Below are 17,622 nucleotides of genomic sequence, written 5' to 3'. Positions count from 1 at the left end.
CGTCCACTTGCGGGTCCCATCTCGCAGTCGAGAAGTTTAACGTTAAATCCCTGCCAGCGGAGCCGCGAACTTCGCTGCATGCAGCGCCGATCACACTCCGCCGCAGCCAGTGGCTCCGCATGCGTCCCTGCCCCACAATCTGCCCGGCGTTCACCGATGGCAGTGTGAACAATGACAAGACCTTGCCGCGATGTGCACCAAATGCGAGGAGACCGCATTTGCTCCCTCGCGGAAACATGCGTAGATTTGGGGAACAAATCCCCGCCAGGGCTAGTCTCCGGAATCACAAGTCGACCACAACGAACTGGTCAATTGGCATTCGAAGATCCTCAACATCGGCGGGTTTTTTCTTTAACCTGGGTCCACATAGGCTTCTCCCTATGAAGCCAGGTCCGCCTCCGTCGCCACCCTCTCCACCGTCGTCCAAGCCGTTCCTCACATTAGAGGAGCAGTGCGACACGCTGCTGGCTCGCGGCCTAGAGATCGACGATCGCACGCAGGCGGCTGCCTTTCTACACAGGACAAACTATTTCCGTCTCTCCGGGTACCTCCGCCCATTTCAGGTGGACCCTGCTGCTGGCGACAACAGCTTCAAGGCAGGAACATCTTTGATACAGGTGCGCCGCATCTACGAGTTTGACCAGCACTTACGCCTACTCGTCGGCACTGCCATAGCAGAGTTCGAAGTCGAGTTTCGAGCTGCTCTAGCCTATAAGCTGGCTGAGAAGCTCTCGCCTACGGGCTACGCATTGGAGCGCCACTTCAGACGGTTCGGCGATTACCAGGATTGCATGCAGCGGTTGGATGAGGAACGCCAACGGTCCAAAGAGCCCTTCATGAAGCATCACAACGACAAATACAGCGCCATGGAGCCACCTATTTGGGTCGTCGTTGAGTGCGCGAGCTTTGGACTTCTCTCGAAAATGATGTCCAATCTCAAGGAGCAATCGTATGTCAAGCAGATCGCCGGCACCTTCGGCCTCCCGCAGGACTACTTCAACACAGCTGTTCGGCATCTGAGCTACACACGCAATATCTGCGCCCATCACGGCCGACTCTGGAATCGCCAAGTAGTTGAGAAGCTGGCCACGATGAAGAGTCCGACGCATGAGATTTCCATTCGTGTCGGGGAAACTGACACCTACAGGATTTTTCAGACCTTGGTGTTGCTGAGCTACTTGACCCGGCGTGCCGGTTCAAAATCGGACTTTGAAGAACGCTGCCTGCAGTTGCTCTCTCAACACAAGGATTTGCTGAAACACATGGGTTTCCCTGAGCACCACGCCCTCGATCGCCTGTGATCCGCTAAGTCGGTGCAGTTGTAGGCGTTCGGCTTTCCAGACGCACTGCCCGGCGCGCCGCAATCAGCCTGAAGGGCATAAGCGGTCATCGAATGGCAGACACAAGACGGCCGACACGCCGTCCGTTGCCTCGGTCGAGGCGGCCCCCCCCGCCGTCGCCCAACGTCTAAACCTCCGCCACCGGGGCCGCGAACTGCGCCGCGTACAGCGCCGCGTAAGCCCCGCCGGCGGCCAGCAGCTGGGCATGCGTGCCCTGCTCCACGATCTGCCCGGATTCCATCACCAGGATGAGGTCGGCGTCGCGGATGGTGGACAGGCGGTGCGCGATCACGAAGCTCGTCCGGTCGGACCGCAGGGCGCTCATCGCCTTCTGCACCAGCACCTCGGTACGGGTGTCCACCGAACTCGTCGCCTCGTCCAGGATCAGCACCGACGGCCGGGCCAGGAACGCCCGGGCGATAGTCAGCAGCTGCTTCTCGCCCGCCGACACATTGCCGCCCTCGTCCTCGAGCACGGTGTCGTAGCCCTCCGGCAGGGACCGGACAAACCGGTCAACGTACGTAGCCCGTGCGGCCTCCAGGATCTCGTCCTCCGTGGCCGAGGGGCGGCCGTAGGCGATGTTGTCCCGGATGGTGCCGCCGAACAGCCACGTGTCCTGCAGCACCATGCCCATCCGCGAGCGCAGCTCGTTGCGGGTCATCGCGGTGACGTCCACGCCGTCGAGCGTGATCCGCCCGGCGTCGAGTTCGTAGAAGCGCATCATCAGGTTCACCAGGGTGGTCTTGCCCGCGCCGGTGTGCCCCACAATGGCGACGGTCTGGCCCGGCTCGGCCACGAGGCTCAGGTCCGTGATCAGCGGCTTGTCCGGGGAGTAGGAGAAGGAAACGTCCTCGAACACGAGCCGCCCCCGGCCCCCGTTAGGCGCGACAGCCGGGACCGGATCCGGGCCCTGTTCCTCGGTGTCCAGGAGCTCAAATACCCGCTCGGCCGAGGCCACGCCGGACTGCAGCAGGTTGGCCATGGAGCCCAGCTGCGCCAGCGGCTGGGTGAACTGCCGGGAATACTGGATGAACGCCTGCACGTCACCCAGCTGCATCGCCCCGGAGGCCACCTGCAGCCCGCCCACCACGGCGATCCCCACATAGACCAGATTCCCGATGAACGTCATGGCCGGCATGATCAGCCCGGAAATGAACTGCGCGCCGAAGCTGGCCTGGTACAGCTCCACGTTCTTCTGCCGGAACCGCTCCTCCACCTCGCGCTGCCGGCCGAACACCTTCACGAGCGCGTGCCCGGTGTACGTCTCCTCGATCTGCCCGTTCAGCTCGCCGGTGTGCTTCCACTGCGCGACGAACAGCTTCTGGGAGCGCTTGGCGATCATCGCCGTCGTCACCAGGGTCAGCGGAATGGTCACGAGGGCAATCAGCGCCAGCGTGGGCGAGAGCAGGAGCATCATCACCAGCACCCCCACCACGGTCAGCAGCGAGGTCACGGCCTGGCTGATGGACTGCTGCAGGCTCGTGGAGATGTTGTCGACGTCGTTGGTCACCCGGCTGAGTAGCTCGCCGCGCTGCACGGAGTCGAAGTAGCGCAGCGGCAGCCTGTTGATCTTCGCCTCGATCCGTTCGCGCAGCCGGAAGACCGTGCGCTGCACGACGCCGTTGAGGATATAGGCCTGCATCCAGCCGAACACCGAGGCCAGCACGTACAGGGCAACCGCCCACAGCAGCACGGTGGCCAGCGCGGTGAAGTCGATCCCGGTGCCGGGTGTGAGCGTCATGGCGCTGAGCATGTCCGCCTGCTGGGTCTGCCCGGCGGCGCGCAGCTGGGCGATCACCTGGGCCTGGGTCTCACCGGCGGGCAGCTGCTTGGACACGACGCCGGCGAAGATCAGGTTGGTGCCCTCGCCCAGGAGCCGGGGCCCGATCACCGAGAACGTCACGCTCACGACGGCGAGCATCAGCACCAGCACCAGCCACAGCCGTTCGGGCCGCAGCTCCCCCAGCAGCCGCCGTGCGGACGGGCCGAAGTTCATGGGCTTCTCCGCCGGGATGTTCATCCCGGCAAACGGTCCGCCGCGGCCGGGCCCGCCCGCGGGACGCGGAATCCGCAGCGGCGCCTGCGCCACGGGCGCGGCGGCAGGAGCGGTTGCGGAGGGTGCCCCGGCGGCGGGGGCCGGCGGCGGCGCCTTGTCGGTGCGGCTCATGCTGCCTCCTCCGCTGCGAGCTGGGAGTTCACAATCTCCTGGTACGTCTCCGACGTCGCCAGCAGTTCCTCGTGCGTGCCGTGGGCGACGATCCTGCCGCGCTCGAGCACCAGGATCCGGTCCGCGTCCACAATACTGGAGACCCGCTGGGCAATGATCACCATGGTGGCCCCGGCGGTGTGCTGCTTGAGTGCCTGCCGCAGGCGGGCGTCCGTGGCGGTGTCCAGCGAGGAGAAGGAGTCGTCAAAGATATACAGCTCGGGCTGTTTCACGAGCGCCCGGGCGATCGCCAGCCGTTGCCGCTGGCCGCCGGAGACGTTGGTGCCGCCCTGCGAAATCGGTGCATCCAGTCCGCCTTCCAGCTCCTCCACAAAGTCCTGCGCCTGGGCAATCCTCAGGGCCCGCCAGAGCTCGTCCTCGGTGGCGTCGGGCTTGCCGTAGAGCAGGTTGCTGCGCACCGTGCCGGAGAACAGGTAGGGCTTTTGCGGGACCAGGCCGATGTGCCCCCACAGCAGGTCCGGGTGGAGCTCCCGGACGTCCACGCCGTCAATCCGGACGGCCCCGGAGGTCGCGTCGAAGAGCCGCGGCATCAGGTTCACCAAGGTGGTCTTGCCGGAGCCGGTGCTGCCGATGATCGCCGTCGTCTGCCCCGCGCGGGCGGTGAAGCTCACGTCCGAGAGCACCGGCTGCTCGGCACCCGGGTAGGCGAACCCGACGTCGCGCATCTCCAGCTCGCCACGGGCTGCCCGGCCGGCCGCGCGCGAAACCGGACGCAGCGGCGGCCGGACGCTGGATTCGGTCCCGAGCACCTCGCCGATCCGGTCCCCCGAGACCGCAGCGCGCGGGATCATGATCGCCATGAACGTGGCCATCATGACGGACATCAGGATCTGCATGAGGTAGCTCAGGAACGCGATCATGGTGCCCACCTGCATGGACCCGTCCTCGATCCGGAACGCGCCGAACCAGATCACGGCCGCGCTGGAGACGTTGAGCACCAGCATCACGGTGGGAAACGCGAGCGCCATGAGCCGGCCGGCGCGCAGCGCGGTGTCCGTGACGTCCTCGTTGGCGTGGGCAAAACGTGCGGTCTCCACGTCCTCCCGGACGAAGGCCCGCACCACGCGGATGCCGGTGAGCTGTTCGCGCAGCACCCGGTTGACGGTGTCGATCCGGGCCTGCATTAGCCGGAACAGCGGCACCATCCGGATAATGATCGAGCCCACCGCGGCCAGCAGCACAGGCACGCTGACCGCGATCAGCCAGGACAGCTGCAGATCCTGCCGCATGGCCATGATCACCCCGCCGATGCAGAGCATGGGCGCCGTGACCATGAGCGTGGCGGACATCAGGACCAGCTGCTGGACCTGCTGGACATCGTTGGTGGAGCGGGTGATCAGGCTGGGCGGGCCAAACCGGGTGACTTCCTGCTCGGAAAACTCGGCCACGCGGGTGAATATGGCCCCGCGGACGTCCCGGCCCAGCGCCATCGCGGCCTTCGCGCCGAAATAGACGGCGGCGATGGTGCAGGCGACCTGCAGCAGGGTGACCATGAGCATCAGCCCGCCGATGTGCAGGATGTAGTCGGTGTCCCCGCGCGCGACGCCCTGGTCGATGATGTCGGCATTCAGGGTGGGCAGATAGAGCGAGGCGATGGACGCCGCCAGCTGGAAGACGACGACGGCGAGCAGCAGCCTCCGCTGCGGCCGCAGGTATTCGACGAGCAGTTTCCAGAGCATCCGGTCTCCACTTCACGCGTCACGGGCACTAATGAAGGTCAGTCTACGTCCGGCGGCCGGGAGCTGGCTGGGTTCCTCTCAGTTATTCCATTCGCCGTTGCGACGTGCCCGACGGATGGAAACGCGCGGGTGATTCGCCAATCTTCACATAGGATCCGGGCATGGGGACTCAGCCGGATCGAAGGCAAGCAGCTGGCACTGCCGCGACGCTGATCGGAGGGTCGGCGGAATTGCTGGACTTCCTTATCCCGCTCTGGGGCGGCACCGAGCTGGGTATCGCACCAAGCGCGATCGGCGCCCTCGTCGCCGTCGAGCTCGTCGTCTCGGTGATCGCACGTCCGATTTCCGGCTGGCTGGTCGACACTCGGGTGCGAACGAACGTGGCTGCGGCCGGAGCCGCGCTTTACGCGGTCAGCTGCATCGGCTACGCCCTCGCGACGTCGCTCCCCCTTGCCTTCGCCGCTGCGGTCGTGAGCGGCGTGGGCGGCGCATTCTTTTGGATCGCGGTCCGGGCGATCGCGGCCGAGTCCCTTGATCGCGACTCCGGCTCCTTGGCCGGGCTGTTGTCGTCCGAAGCACTCGGATCGTGGTTCTTCTGGATTCCAGCGATGGTGCTCCTGCCGCTGATCGGCTTCAGCGGGGTCTTCGGGACCCTCGCCGTTGCCTGCATCGCCGCGGCGGTCCTGCTGTTCCGGGTGCCAAGATTCCTGGAGCCACCGCAGGAGCAGCCGCCGGGTGGGATCCGTGGCGATGGAAAGCGCCTCGCCCCGCTGCTGCTGATCGCAATGGTGACCGCAGTCGCCGAGGCGGGCGTGTCGCTGCTTCTGCTGCTGCACCTGCAGAAGGCGCTCGAGCTCGAGGTCTACCAGATTGCACTCATCTACCTGCCCGGAGGCATCGCGCTCACGACTCTGCCCCGCGTGCTGCACCGGTTCGTCGAACGGCGGGGCCGGCGCACGGGATACATCATCGCGTCCGTCGCGTCGGCACTGACGGCGACCGGTCTCGCGTTCTCGCCCAGTCCGCTCGTGATCGCCTCGCTGTGGGTGCTGACGAGTGCCTCTTGGGCAATCTTGCTGCCGATCCAACGGGCGGTCGTGGCCGAGGTGAACGGGCACCGGGTTGGCCGCGGCCTGAGCCTGCTGACCAACTCCGAGATGCTCGGTGCAGCAGCGGGGTCGTTGCTGGCGGGTCTGCTGTACGACGGCGGATCGTGGCAGCTGTCGTGCTTGATCTTCGCGGGCATCATCCTCAGCGGAACCGTCCTTGGCCCGCTCGCGCTCACGAAGCTGGGCGTTCGCGACCGCCCGGCCCCCGACCTGGCGGTCGTAAACAGCGACTAGCGAGTCTTGCTTGCCGGGCAGAGCTTGCTTGCCGGAGAGTTCACCGAGGTGTAGCTTGAGGCGGATGCTGAGCATTGGCTCGATCGTGATCCGGGTGGACAACCTCGAACGCCAGATGAGTTTCTGGCAGGCCGCCCTGGGCTACGAGCCGCGGTACGCGCCCGACGGCGACTTTGTCATCCTGCAGCCGCCGGGCGGTAAAGGTACGTGCATCTCCCTGGACCGCGTCCCCGCGGCCGTCCAGATCCCCCCGCGCCTACATCTGGACCTGTACACAGACCAGCAGGACGCCGAGGTGCAGCGGCTCCTGGCCCTGGGCGCCACTCGGGTGGAATGGAGCAAACAGCCGGCCGACGCCGACTACGTGATCCTCGCCGATCCGGAAGGCAACAGGTTCTGCGTGGTGGACACCGCCGGGACGGGCGACTCACCCGCGCCCTCGTAGCCGGCCGCGCTGCCAACCGGCCGGCCGTTCAACTTCCCGGCCGTTCAGCCTCAGCCGTTCAGCACCACGTTGGCCGGCGGCTCGCCTGCCAACATGAGCTCGATCTGCCGCTGCAGCAGGCGGCCCATCCGGGGGCGCATCGCCGAGCTCGCCCCGCCCACATGCGGGCTGATGATGACGCCCCGGGTCCGCCACAGCGGGTGATCCTGCGGCAGGGGCTCGGGATCGGTGACGTCAAGCGCGGCGCGGATGCGTCCGGAGCCAGTGTGCCGGACCAGGGCGTCGGTGTCCGCTACCGGGCCGCGGGACACGTTCACCAGCAGAGCGCCGTCGGGCATTGCCGCGAGGAAGGCGTCATCAATCAGGTGCCGGGTGGAGTCGCTGAGCGGAACTCCCACCACCACAATGTCGTGCCCGGGCAGCAGCGCAGGGAGTTCCGCAATGCCGTGGATACGGCCGCGCTCATCCGTGCGTTCCCTGCTGGCCACCCGGGTCACGCTGATCTCGAACGGCTGGAGCCGGTCCTCGATCGCCTTGCCCACCCCGCCGTAGCCAACAATCAGGACGCGGCGATCGGCCAGGCTGGCGGTGGGCCTGGGATCCCAGCGGCCCTCCTGCTGGTTCTGGATCAGACGGGGCAATTCGCGCTGGCTGGCCAGGATCAGGGCGAGTGCCAGCTCCGCGGTGGAGGTCTCGTGCACGCCGGACGCGTTGGCGAAGACCATTCCGGAAGGCAGGAACTCTGCCACGCCGTCGTATCCGATCGACTGGCTCTGCACCAGGGCTGTGTCCACCTGTGCCAGGCCCTGCAGGACCTGCGGGCCACCCATGTAGGGCGGCACCACGATGTCGATCCGCGGCAGGGGCGGCGCACCGGCCAGGTCCCACTCCAGGATGGTGACGTCCGGGTGCGGCTGAACGTATTTTCGCAACGAGGCGTCCGGCAGGCTGACGGTAATTTTCCGGCTCATGAGTGCCAGCGTAGTTGACCAGCATGCGGGATTATTGCCCGACTTTGGGCGCGCCCCGCGCGCTCCGTGGATTTTGCCCGTGGCCCGGCCTAACGTCGGAGGCACCACCCAGTCGAGTCCGGAAGGCCCACGTATATGACGAATCCGGGCCCCCGGCCGGCCGCTCCCACCCACCGCAGGAACCTGGCCTTGGTCTGGGCCGCCGCCGCGCTGGTGCTGGCCGCCGTCGTGGTCCTCGGCGCCATCCGCACCGTCCCGTCAGCGGGCGGTGGCCGGACCAGCGACTTCCTGACCAATAGCTTCCTGACCGTCGCGCACCAGCAGGCGCAGCGCGAGTCTGCCCCGGCGGCCCCGCCGCCCGCCGCCGTCGACCTCCCCGCCGAGATCCAGGGGATCATCGGCGAACACCCCGGCCACAGGATCGGCGTCGCCGTGATGGACACCCGCGACGGTCAGCTGCAGAGCTACGGCGACGTGAAACCGTACACGGCGGCGAGTACCGCGAAGGTCCTGACCGCCGCCGCGTACTACCACCTCGTGGAAATCGGCGATAAGTCGCTCGACACTCCCCTGGGCGCGTTCAACGCCGCGTTCCAGCTCAAGGCCATGATCAACGCCAGCAACAACGACGCGTGGCTCCTGCTGATGCAGGACATCGGCTACCCCAACCTCACCGCCTACGCCGCCACGCTCGGCATCACGTACGACCCCGAGAAAAACCTCATCGCGCCGCCGGACATGGCGCGGCTCCTGACGCAACTCGCCACGGGCAAGCTGCTCAACCCCGGTCACACCGCGGAGCTGCTGGGCTACATGCAGCACACCAATGACGAGGCCCTCATCCCGGCGGCGCTCGCCCCCGGCATCACGGTCCACCACAAGTACGGCGTGGTGCAGGGCTACGTGCACGACGCCGCGCTGCTCAGCGCCGGCGACCGCTCCTACGCGGTGGTCATCTACACGTGGGGCCCGGACGACGCCGACAGCGCGGACCGCCTGGACCTCATCCACGACCTGACTCACCAGCTCACCGGGGCCCTGTTCGGGCGGTAACACGGGCCGTAACTGAGGCAGTAATAGTGTGCCGTTGTTTGCCAGCTGTTAATAGTCTGAAAATCAACCGATCAAAGGTAGCGCCCGCTCCATTACGGGGGCAGGATGAAAGAAGCGGGAATAGTCTCAGCCGCAGCTGCCCGATGGTACCCCACGCTGACGGGCGGTCCTCTGGAGGAGCACAAGATGTCCATTCCTTCTGAATCACGAACCTGCCGTCCCGCTGAAGCCGGGACCTCCGGTCCCGCACGGCCCGCCGCGCCGCCCTGACCGGAACGCGCCGCCCAAACCGCGGGCCCCACACGGGGGGCCCGGAACCCGCCCGCACTCCGGGCAGATCGAGGCAGCTGGGCCTCGGATTTCCTCCCGGCTCGTATGCAGGAGACGCCGCAGTATTGGGGCAAGCCAGGATCCCGCGAATAAGGCCCGCGCCGACGCGCGGCCCACGGGGAACTCCCGGATCCGGGCTTTTTCCAGGGAGTCACCTTGATCCGCATCCTCATCGCAGAAGACGAAGAACGCATCTCCCGCTTCATCGAAAAGGGCCTGCGTGCCGCCGGCTTCGCGCCCACCGTGGTCGGCGACGGCGTCACAGCCGTGGACTACGCATCAAGCGGCGAGTTCGATCTCCTGCTTCTCGATATCGGCCTCCCCCGCCTGGACGGCTACGCCGTCCTGGCGGCATTGCGCCGCAGCCAGGTGGGCATCCCTGTCATTGTCCTCACGGCCCGTGGTTCGTCCACCGACACCGTCGCAGCGCTGGAGGGCGGCGCCGACGACTACATCGTCAAGCCGTTCCACTTTGAGGAACTCGTGGCCCGCATCCGGGCCCGGATACGCAAGGGGGACACCGGCGATGTTTTGGCGGGAAGCGTGATGCGCTACGGGCAACTGGAGCTGAACCTGCTCACCCACACGGTCAGCGTCGACGGCCGGATGGTGGAGCTCTCCGCCCGCGAATTCGCCTTGGTGGAAATGTTCCTGCTCCACCCCGGGCAGGTCCTGAGCCGGCAGCAACTGCTCAGCCACGTCTGGGGCTATGACTTCGACGGCACGTCCAACGTGGTGGACGTGTACGTGCGCCAATTGCGGATGAAACTCGGCGCCGACCGCATCCTCACCACCCGAGGCGCCGGGTACCGCCTCAGCTAGGCAAACTCTGCGAAACACTGCACGGCCAGTTGATCGTCAAAGGAAAGGAATCGAGTGGCCACCTTGGATGAACATCCCAGCGGGGACGGCCAAGCCGCAGCCGAGGCTGCCTCCCCTGCGGCGGACACCCAGGACCCGTCCGGCTGGGGCGCTAAGATCCACTCGGTGCGTTTCCGGGTGGTGGCCGCCATGCTGGGCATGATGCTCGCCGGAGTGGTCACCGCGGGGATGGTCACGTTCGCGGTCCAGTTCCAGGAATCCGATGCCAGGATCGACCAGACGCTGCTGGACAGGGCCAACGCCGTGGTTAAGCTCGTCCAGACCAAGAAGAAAACGTCCGGTGACTATGCCAACAGGACGTACATCAGTGCACTTCACGAGGCCGCGGAGGATATCGAGCCGCGCAACAACGAGGTCATGGCCGGGATCGTGGACGGGCGCGTGGCATGGACCGTTGAGGGCAACGGTGATGCCCACCTCCTGGACAACAGCATGTTCGCCGATGCCGCCCAGCTCAGGAATCCGGCGGGCGCGTCCTTCGGCGAGCTGAACTCGAACGGCCGCCCGCTCAGGACTGTGGTGCTGCCGATGAGGGGCGTCCCCGGAACATTTTTCCTGGTGGGCCGGGACGCCGGCGACCAGCGCGAGCACAACACCAGTTCGGTCCGGACGTATGCGCTGGTGGCCCTCGGCATGCTCCTGGCGGCCGCGGTGATCGGCAGTGTGGTTGCCGGCCGGTTGCTCGATCCGCTCCGGCGTATGCGCGAGACTTCCCGGGCGGTAGGCCCGGAGGACCTCACGCAGCGGGTGGAGGTGCGCAAGGGTGAGGACGACGTCACCCTGCTTGCCAAGACCTTCAACACCATGCTGGAAAGGCTCGATGAGGGCGCCCAGCAGCAGCAGCAGTTCCTGGACGACGCCGGCCATGAACTGCGGACCCCGCTGACGATTCTCCGCGGTCACCTCGAACTCGTAACGGTCGATGATCCGGACGATGTCATTGCCACCAGGGACGTGCTGCTGGACGAGGTGGACCGGATGCAGCGTCTGGTGGACGACCTCCTGCTGCTCGCCAACTCCGGCGACCCCGGCTTCATCCGGCGGGAACCCGTCCGGATCCCGGAGCTCCTGGATCAGGTCATGGAGAAAGTGCACGTCCTGGCCGACCGCCACTGGCAGATCGATGAGCGGGCCGACTACGTGGTCGAGGCGGATCCGCAGCGCCTCACCCAGGCCCTGGTCCAGCTCGCCGCGAACGCCGTCAAATACACCGGGGAGTCCTCCACGATCGCGCTCGGTTCCCGGATTGAGCGCCCGACGGCGGACGACAGCACCCCGCTGCCCACGCAGGACACCCTCGTGCTGTGGGTGCGCGATGACGGGATAGGCATCGCTGCCCAAGACCAGCAACGGATCTTCGAACGGTTCGGCCGGGCGCACACGGGCCGCGGCATGCAAGGCTCGGGACTGGGCCTCGCAATCGTTTCCGCAATCGCCCAGGCCCACGGGGGCGTGGCCACCGTGGAATCCGAATACGGACACGGGGCCACGTTCCTGATCCGGATCCCGCTGCAGTCCACCAGCGTCCGCGTCTGAACTGGGCCGCCGGCTGGCATTACCTTGCCTGCCCTTTATTAACGGCCGATCCGCAAATGCGGGCCTTGGCTGAGAAATCCTTCATCTTCTCCTCATCCCGCCCTCACTCTTGGGGAGCAGGCTGATGACTATCATCAGACAGCGCCGGCCCCGGCCACTGTTGCTATCGCAGCCGTGTCCGGGAACACCGGGGGCCGGGGGAGGATTTACCGTGGAGCCAATGCGGATCGTGCTGTACTCACATGATTCAGTGGGCCTGGGACATGTACGCCGGAACTTGGCGCTGGCCCATGCGCTGAACAATCAGCTTCCCGGGCTGATCGGCCGCCCTGTCACCGGAATCCTCATCACCGGCACAGCCTTGGCCCCGGCGTTCAGGCTGCCCGAGGGGTGGGACTGGGTGCTCCTTCCCGGCGTGGCGAAGGGGTCGGCGGGCTACCTGGCCCGGAATCTGGCGTTGCCTATGAATGAGCTCGTGCCGTTGCGGGCGAGGCTGCTGCAGGCAACGCTGGCCGGGTTCTCCCCCCATCTGGTGGTGGTGGACCGGCACGCCACGGGCGTTCATGGCGAACTCGAAACAGCCTTGCGCCGCGCCCGCACCGCCGGGCCCGTGCGCGTGGTGCTGGGCCTCCGCGAGGTCCTTGATTCGCCCGCCGCGGCCCTCAGCGAATGGGCCAAGGTGGGCGGCCCCCGCGTGGTCAAGGCCCTGTTCGATGCCATCTGGGTCTACGGCGATCCCGCCATCCACGATCCCGTGGCCGCCGGCGAAATACCGTTCGCCCTCCGAAAGCTCATCCGGTACACGGGCTACCTCGCCGACGGGCGCCCTTCGGTTTCCGGCACCAGCTGCATGCCAGGCCCGTACTGCATGACGACGGTCGGCGGAGGCTCGGACGGCTATGCCCTGGCCAGTATCGCCGTCGCCGCGCCGGTCCCGGACGGGCTGGGACACCTGGTGGTCGCCGGACCGCAGATGCCCGCCGAGCAGTTCAACGACCTCCGGCAGCAGGCCCGCCCCAACGTCAAAGTGGTCTCCGCAGTGGAGGACACCGTGTTCCACATCCGGCACGCCGGCGCCGTCGTCGCCATGGGCGGCTACAACACGGTGTGCGAGATCTTGAGCACCTCCGTCCCCGCGCTGATTGTGCCCCGCGTTCAGTCGCGCGCCGAGCAGCGGATCCGGGCGGAGTCCCTGGCCGATGCGGGTTACCTGGAGCAACACGCCATCGGCACGCTGACCCCCGAGATCCTGGCCGGATGGCTGGCCGCCCGCCTCGGCACCACCGTGGACCGCCGTCGCGCCGTCCTCGACGGGCTGGTCCGGGTTCCGCAGCTTGCCGCCGAGCTGCTGCAGCCACAGGCCGATTCCGATCAGATCAGTCCCGAACAGGCCAATTCCGATCTGATCAGTGCAGATCAGTTCCGGTCCAACGGACGCGGAGCCGCCCGTGCGAAGGGAGGGGCCAGCCGTGTCGCCGTCTGAACCGGGGACCGCCTACGTCCTCAAGATGTATCCGCGATTCTCCGAAACGTTCATCGTTGCGGAAATCCTGGCCCGCGAAAGGGCGGGGGACCGGATCGAGATCTTCTCGCTCCTGCCCACCAACGACGCCCGGTTCCACCCCGAGCTCGCCCGGGTCCAGGCACCGGTGACCTACATTGACCGCCCCATCAAGACGGTGGCCCTGTGGGAGTCCCTCCAGCTGGCCGAGGAGGCGGGGCTCACGGCCGCCCTTGGCCTGAATTTCGCCGAACTCGCCGCCGCCACGGCGGACGAAGCCGTCCAGGCCATCAACCTGGCCACCGCCTTGCAGGGCCGGAACATCCGGCACATGCACGTCCACTTCGCCTCGGGCGCCACGACGGTCGCCCGGCTGGCGTCCTTCATTACCGGCATCCCCTTCTCGTTTACGGCCCACGCGGTGGATATCTTCCATGAATCGGTCCGCGACGACGATCTGCGGCTCAAGCTCGAGCAGGCCCACCACGCCGTCACCATCAGCCAGTACAACATGCGCTACCTGCGCCGCCGCTTCCCGGGCTCGACGTCCCGGCTCCACCTGGTGCGCAACGGCCTGGAGCTGGAGCGCTTCCCTTACCGGGAGCCCCGCCCGCTCGGACCTACCCTGCGGATCGCCGGCATCGGTCGCCTGGTGGAGAAGAAAGGCTTCCAACATCTGCTGCCCGCGGCCGCCGAACTGCTGGACCAAGGGATCAAAATGGACCTCCGGATCGCCGGGACCGGGATCATGGCGGAGGAGCTGGAGGCCAGCATCGATCAGCTCCGGCTCGGCGGGTACGTCCGCCTCCTCGGCCCCCAGACCCAGGACCAGGTCCACGAACTGCTCCAATCCGCCGACATCTTCGTGGCGCCCTGCGTGATCGGCGCCGACGGCAACGCGGACGGCATGCCCACGGTCCTGCTTGAGGCCATGGCCACCGGCGTCCCCTGCGTCAGCACGTCCGTCACCGGGATCCCCGAGGTGGTCCGGAACGGCTCCACCGGGATCCTGGTCCGGCCGGGTAACCCGCACGCCCTGGCCCGCGGCATCCGTTCGCTCGTCTCCCCCGTCACAGACCGGCTTGCCATATCCCGCAATGCCCGCGCCGTGATCGAGGAGGACTACGACGTCCACCGCCAGGCCGAGCTCCTGAGGTCCCTCTCCCGTTCGGAAAGGAGAGTCGCATGACACGCGTGGCCTACCTCTGCGCCGACCCCGGCGTGCCTGTTTTCGGCACCAAGGGCTCCTCGGTGCACGTCCAGGAAATCGTCCGGGCGTGGCGCGGGACCGGCGCCGCCGTCACGGTTTACTGCACCCGGCTCGGCACCGAGCGGCCCAGCGATCTTGCCGATCTCGACGTCGTCGAAGTCAAGCCGGAATCCGTCCCCGCTCCCGCGCGGGAGCGGGCGGTCCAGGACGCCGCGCTGGGCTTGGCGGACGAGGTCCTGCGCAACGGCTGCGGGCTGTTCTACGAGCGCTATTCGCTGTTCAGCCCGGCACTGTCCGTGGTGGCCCGCATCCTGGACGTGCCGTCGGTGCTTGAGGTCAATGCTCCGCTCATCGAGGAGCAGCAGCGGTACCGTCAGTTGCTGGATGTGAAGAAGGCTGAGACGGTGTTCCGTCGCAACGCCGCAACGGCCGACGTCGTGGCCTGCGTCTCGGATCCCGTGGTGCGCTGGGTGCGGGGCCGGGTGCCGACCGCCAGGACCGTGCTGGCACCGAACGGCGTGAACGTCGAGCGGATCCCTGCCCGCCGGCCCGGCCGCCGGAATCCGGACCACCTCACGGTCGGGTTTGTCGGAACCTTGAAGCCCTGGCACGGTGTCCCCGCTCTGCTGCACGGTGTGGCCCTTGCCAACCAACAGACCGTTGACCCGAGCCTGCGCTGGCAGGTCCAGGTGGTGGGTGACGGCCCCGGCCGGGAGGATCTCGAACGCCTCGCCGAGTCTCTCGGCGTGCCGACGGTGTTCACCGGCGCCGTTCCGCCGGCAGCCGTGCCCGGGCTCCTGGCAGAATTCGACGCCGCCGCCGCCCCCTATCCCCCGGACGCCCCCGGCCAGGACGATTACTTCTCGCCGCTGAAGGTCTTTGAGTACATGGCGGCCGCGCTGCCCGTGATCGCGAGCGCCGTGGGCCAGATCCCGTCCATCATCCAGGACGGCCGCACCGGAATCCTCGTTCCGCCCGGGGAGCCGGCCGCACTCGCGAATGCCCTCATCCGGCTCGGCGACGACCCGAACCTGCGGGAGAGGCTCGGGCTTGAGGCCCGCAGCGACGCCGTGCAGAGATTCAGCTGGAGCGGTGTGCTGTCCCGGATCACGGGGGCCCTGCCGCCTGCACGCAGGCTGGCAACGCAATGACCACCGCTGCCAGGCATTCGCACCCCCGTAGCTGGCGAACACTGTGGCGAAGGATCGGCACCAACGCACCGGCCGAACCCACACCGTTGCGGCGGACGTTGAGGTGCATCCGCCCGCATCTGCGCGGGCACAGGCTGCTCATCACCTGGGGATTCATTGCCATGGCCGTGGAAATCCTCTTCCGGCTTCTTGAGCCGTGGCCGGTGAAGATCGTCCTCGACTCCGTCTCACACTCACTCGGCGCCAATCTGCGCCGGTCCCCGCTCAGCGTTGAGGCAAGCGCCGACGTGTTGCTTCTCTGCGCCGGCGCGGTGATTGTCATCAGCCTGATCCGGGCCGTGGCAAGCTACGTGTCCGCGATCTCGTTTGCCCTCGTGGGTACCCGCGTTTCCTCCGAATTGCGCGCCCGCACCTTCCGCCACCTCCAAGGCCTGTCGATGCGCCACCACAGCCGCGCCTCCACCGGCGATACGGTCCAGCGGCTAGTCGGAGACGTGTCCCGGCTGCAGGATGTGGCCATCACGGCGGGGCTCCCGCTCATCGGCAACATCGTGTCCCTGATCCTAATGATGATCATCATGCTCTGGCTCGATCCTTTGATCGCGCTGGTGACGTTCCTGTCCATCGGGATCTTCGTCTTGTTGTCCCGCAAGAGCTCGGGATCGATTACCACCGCGGCCCGCAAGTCACGCAAGGGCGAAAGCGCCCTGGCCACCACTGCCGCGCAGACGCTGGGGGCAATGCGCGAAGTCCAGGCGTATGGACTCGAGGACACCATCAGCTCGGGTTTCCGCAAGAGCAACCAGGCAGCACTTGGCTCAGGGGTGGTCACGCTGCGGCTGTCTGCCAGCCTGCAACGGAAAACCGACGTCCTGACGGGAATCGCGACGGGGGTGGTCCTGGCTGCCGGTGGATGGAGGGTGATGCAACATGCCATGACCCCCGGAGATCTGGTCGTTTTCCTGTTTTACCTGAAAACCGGGCTGAGGCCGCTCAAGGATGTGGCCAGGTACACGAGCCGCATCGCCCGCGCGACGGCCTCCGGAGAACGGGTGGCAGATCTGCTTGAGGCCCAAAGTGACGTGCCCGAGGCACCGCACGCGGTCGCCCTCAAGAGCCCGCACCCGGACATCGTGTTCGACCACGTCAGGGCCGGGCACTTCGACGGAGCCGCGGTACTCAAGGGGGTCACCCTGACCATACCGGCGGGTCAGCACTGCGCCGTGCTGGGGCCCTCCGGGGCCGGGAAGTCCACGCTTGCGTCCATGATCCTTCGGATGGTGGACCCCTGGGAGGGGAGTGTCAGCCTCGGAGGGGAGGACCTGCGGGCCCTGACGATCGCTTCCGTGCGTGCCCATGTCTCAATCCTGCTCCAGGACTCTGTGCTGTTCGGAACCTCGGTCCGGGAGAACATCAGGTTCGGCCGCCTCGATGCCACGGATGAGGAGATCGAAGCCGTGGCTGCCCTTGCCCAGGCCGACGGTTTCATCCGTGCACTGCCCGAGGGCTACGAAACCGTCCTCGGCGAGGCGGCCAACGATCTTTCCGGGGGCCAGCGTCAACGGCTCGCCGTCGCCCGCGCCATGCTCCGCAAGGCCCCCATCGTGATCCTGGACGAGGCGACGGCCGGGCTTGATCCGGCATCCCGCGATTCGGTCCTCAGCGCCCTGGACACACTCACCGAGGGCCGGACCTCCATCACGATTACCCACGACGTCAACTCGGCCCAATCGTGCGACCGGGTGATCTGGCTCGAAGACGGCGAAATCCTCGAAGATGGGCCGCCGCAGTCATTGCTGGCGGATCCGGACTCCCGCTTTGCCGGCTGGGTCCACCGGCAGCAGACCGCAGAACCGGGTGAACTGTTCAAGGTGCCGAAATGAGCGCTGCCCCGCAGGGACAACGGCTGCAGGGACAATGCCTGCACGCGGCAGAGCGCTTCCTGGACCCGCCG

At 67.0% G+C, this 17,622-nt stretch carries 13 protein-coding genes; 10 read left to right on the top strand and 3 right to left on the bottom strand.

The features are described from left to right. Nucleotides 1–380: 380 nt before the first annotated feature. Nucleotides 381–1,301 carry an Abi family protein gene (locus BLS42_RS09985; RefSeq protein WP_176803333.1) on the top strand — a complete coding sequence of 307 codons (921 nt, stop codon included), beginning with the start codon at nt 381–383 and terminating at the stop codon, nt 1,299–1,301. 166 nt (nt 1,302–1,467) lie between these two features. Here BLS42_RS09985 and BLS42_RS09980 read toward each other — a convergent pair whose 3' ends face one another. Continuing rightward, nucleotides 1,468–3,507 carry an ABC transporter ATP-binding protein gene (locus tag BLS42_RS09980; protein WP_090580255.1) on the bottom strand — a complete coding sequence of 680 codons (2,040 nt, stop codon included), beginning with the start codon at nt 3,505–3,507 and terminating at the stop codon, nt 1,468–1,470. Further along, on the bottom strand, nt 3,504–5,246 hold the full coding sequence (locus BLS42_RS09975; protein WP_090580252.1) for an ABC transporter ATP-binding protein: 1,743 nt from the start codon (nt 5,244–5,246) through the stop codon (nt 3,504–3,506). Before BLS42_RS09975 ends, BLS42_RS09980 begins: the two co-directional genes overlap by 4 nt. A gap of 161 nt (nt 5,247–5,407) precedes the next feature. On the opposite strand from BLS42_RS09975, the gene BLS42_RS09970 reads away from it, so the two are divergent. Together BLS42_RS09970 and BLS42_RS09965 are read left to right on the top strand one after the other, a co-directional pair. Further along, a complete protein-coding gene (locus tag BLS42_RS09970) occupies nt 5,408–6,589 on the top strand; it encodes an MFS transporter (RefSeq protein ID WP_256336376.1) in 1,182 nt (393 codons plus the stop codon). 64 nt (nt 6,590–6,653) lie between these two features. Beyond that, a complete protein-coding gene (locus BLS42_RS09965) occupies nt 6,654–7,034 on the top strand; it encodes a VOC family protein (RefSeq protein ID WP_090580249.1) in 381 nt (126 codons plus the stop codon). A gap of 50 nt (nt 7,035–7,084) precedes the next feature. On the opposite strand, the gene BLS42_RS09960 is transcribed toward BLS42_RS09965, so the two are convergent. Then, nucleotides 7,085–8,005 (bottom strand): 2-hydroxyacid dehydrogenase, encoded by a 921-nt coding sequence (locus BLS42_RS09960; protein ID WP_090580246.1) that lies wholly within the window; start codon nt 8,003–8,005, stop codon nt 7,085–7,087. 135 nt (nt 8,006–8,140) lie between these two features. Between BLS42_RS09960 and BLS42_RS09955 the strand changes: the two genes are divergently transcribed. The 7 genes from BLS42_RS09955 (at nt 8,141) to BLS42_RS09925 (ending at nt 17,551) form a co-directional block, all read left to right on the top strand. After that, a complete protein-coding gene (locus tag BLS42_RS09955) occupies nt 8,141–9,058 on the top strand; it encodes a serine hydrolase (protein WP_090580243.1) in 918 nt (305 codons plus the stop codon). 486 nt (nt 9,059–9,544) lie between these two features. After that, nucleotides 9,545–10,210, top strand: a complete 666-nt coding sequence (locus BLS42_RS09950; RefSeq protein WP_090580238.1) for a response regulator transcription factor — start codon at nt 9,545–9,547, stop codon at nt 10,208–10,210. A gap of 54 nt (nt 10,211–10,264) precedes the next feature. Next, nucleotides 10,265–11,806: a sensor histidine kinase gene (locus BLS42_RS09945; RefSeq protein WP_090580235.1), complete on the top strand. Its 1,542-nt coding sequence runs from the start codon at nt 10,265–10,267 to the stop codon at nt 11,804–11,806. Nucleotides 11,807–12,026: 220 nt separating this feature from the next. Then, complete coding sequence (locus BLS42_RS09940) at nt 12,027–13,289, top strand: glycosyltransferase family protein (protein ID WP_090580230.1); 1,263 nt, start codon at nt 12,027–12,029, stop codon at nt 13,287–13,289. Beyond that, the gene (locus BLS42_RS09935) at nt 13,276–14,496 is read left to right on the top strand and encodes a glycosyltransferase (protein WP_090580227.1); all 1,221 of its coding nucleotides are present in this window, start codon (nt 13,276–13,278) and stop codon (nt 14,494–14,496) included. The genes BLS42_RS09940 and BLS42_RS09935 overlap by 14 nt, the downstream gene beginning before the upstream one ends. Further along, nucleotides 14,493–15,668: a glycosyltransferase family 4 protein gene (locus BLS42_RS09930; RefSeq protein ID WP_090580224.1), complete on the top strand. Its 1,176-nt coding sequence runs from the start codon at nt 14,493–14,495 to the stop codon at nt 15,666–15,668. Before BLS42_RS09935 ends, BLS42_RS09930 begins: the two co-directional genes overlap by 4 nt. Beyond that, complete coding sequence (locus tag BLS42_RS09925; RefSeq protein WP_256336375.1) at nt 15,665–17,551, top strand: ABC transporter ATP-binding protein; 1,887 nt, start codon at nt 15,665–15,667, stop codon at nt 17,549–17,551. The genes BLS42_RS09930 and BLS42_RS09925 overlap by 4 nt, the downstream gene beginning before the upstream one ends. The last annotated feature ends 71 nt before the right edge of the window (nt 17,552–17,622 follow it).

Source organism: Arthrobacter sp. ov407, assembly GCF_900102895.1.
GTDB lineage: Bacteria > Actinomycetota > Actinomycetes > Actinomycetales > Micrococcaceae > Arthrobacter.
The sequence above is the reverse complement of the archived record's forward strand: the minus strand, read 5'-3'. Positions and strand labels throughout refer to the sequence as shown.

Excerpts from the sequence above, each read along its gene's own strand:
- BLS42_RS09985 (WP_176803333.1), top strand. The coding sequence starts at position 381 with ATGAAGCCAGGTCCGCCTCCGTCGCCACCCTCTCCACCGTCGTCCAAG.
- BLS42_RS09980 (WP_090580255.1), bottom strand. The coding sequence starts at position 3,507 with ATGAGCCGCACCGACAAGGCGCCGCCGCCGGCCCCCGCCGCCGGGGCA.
- BLS42_RS09975 (WP_090580252.1), bottom strand. The coding sequence starts at position 5,246 with ATGCTCTGGAAACTGCTCGTCGAATACCTGCGGCCGCAGCGGAGGCTG.
- BLS42_RS09970 (WP_256336376.1), top strand. The coding sequence starts at position 5,408 with ATGGGGACTCAGCCGGATCGAAGGCAAGCAGCTGGCACTGCCGCGACG.
- BLS42_RS09965 (WP_090580249.1), top strand. The coding sequence starts at position 6,654 with ATGCTGAGCATTGGCTCGATCGTGATCCGGGTGGACAACCTCGAACGC.
- BLS42_RS09960 (WP_090580246.1), bottom strand. The coding sequence starts at position 8,005 with ATGAGCCGGAAAATTACCGTCAGCCTGCCGGACGCCTCGTTGCGAAAA.
- BLS42_RS09955 (WP_090580243.1), top strand. The coding sequence starts at position 8,141 with ATGACGAATCCGGGCCCCCGGCCGGCCGCTCCCACCCACCGCAGGAAC.
- BLS42_RS09940 (WP_090580230.1), top strand. The coding sequence starts at position 12,027 with ATGCGGATCGTGCTGTACTCACATGATTCAGTGGGCCTGGGACATGTA.
- BLS42_RS09930 (WP_090580224.1), top strand. The coding sequence starts at position 14,493 with ATGACACGCGTGGCCTACCTCTGCGCCGACCCCGGCGTGCCTGTTTTC.
- BLS42_RS09925 (WP_256336375.1), top strand. The coding sequence starts at position 15,665 with ATGACCACCGCTGCCAGGCATTCGCACCCCCGTAGCTGGCGAACACTG.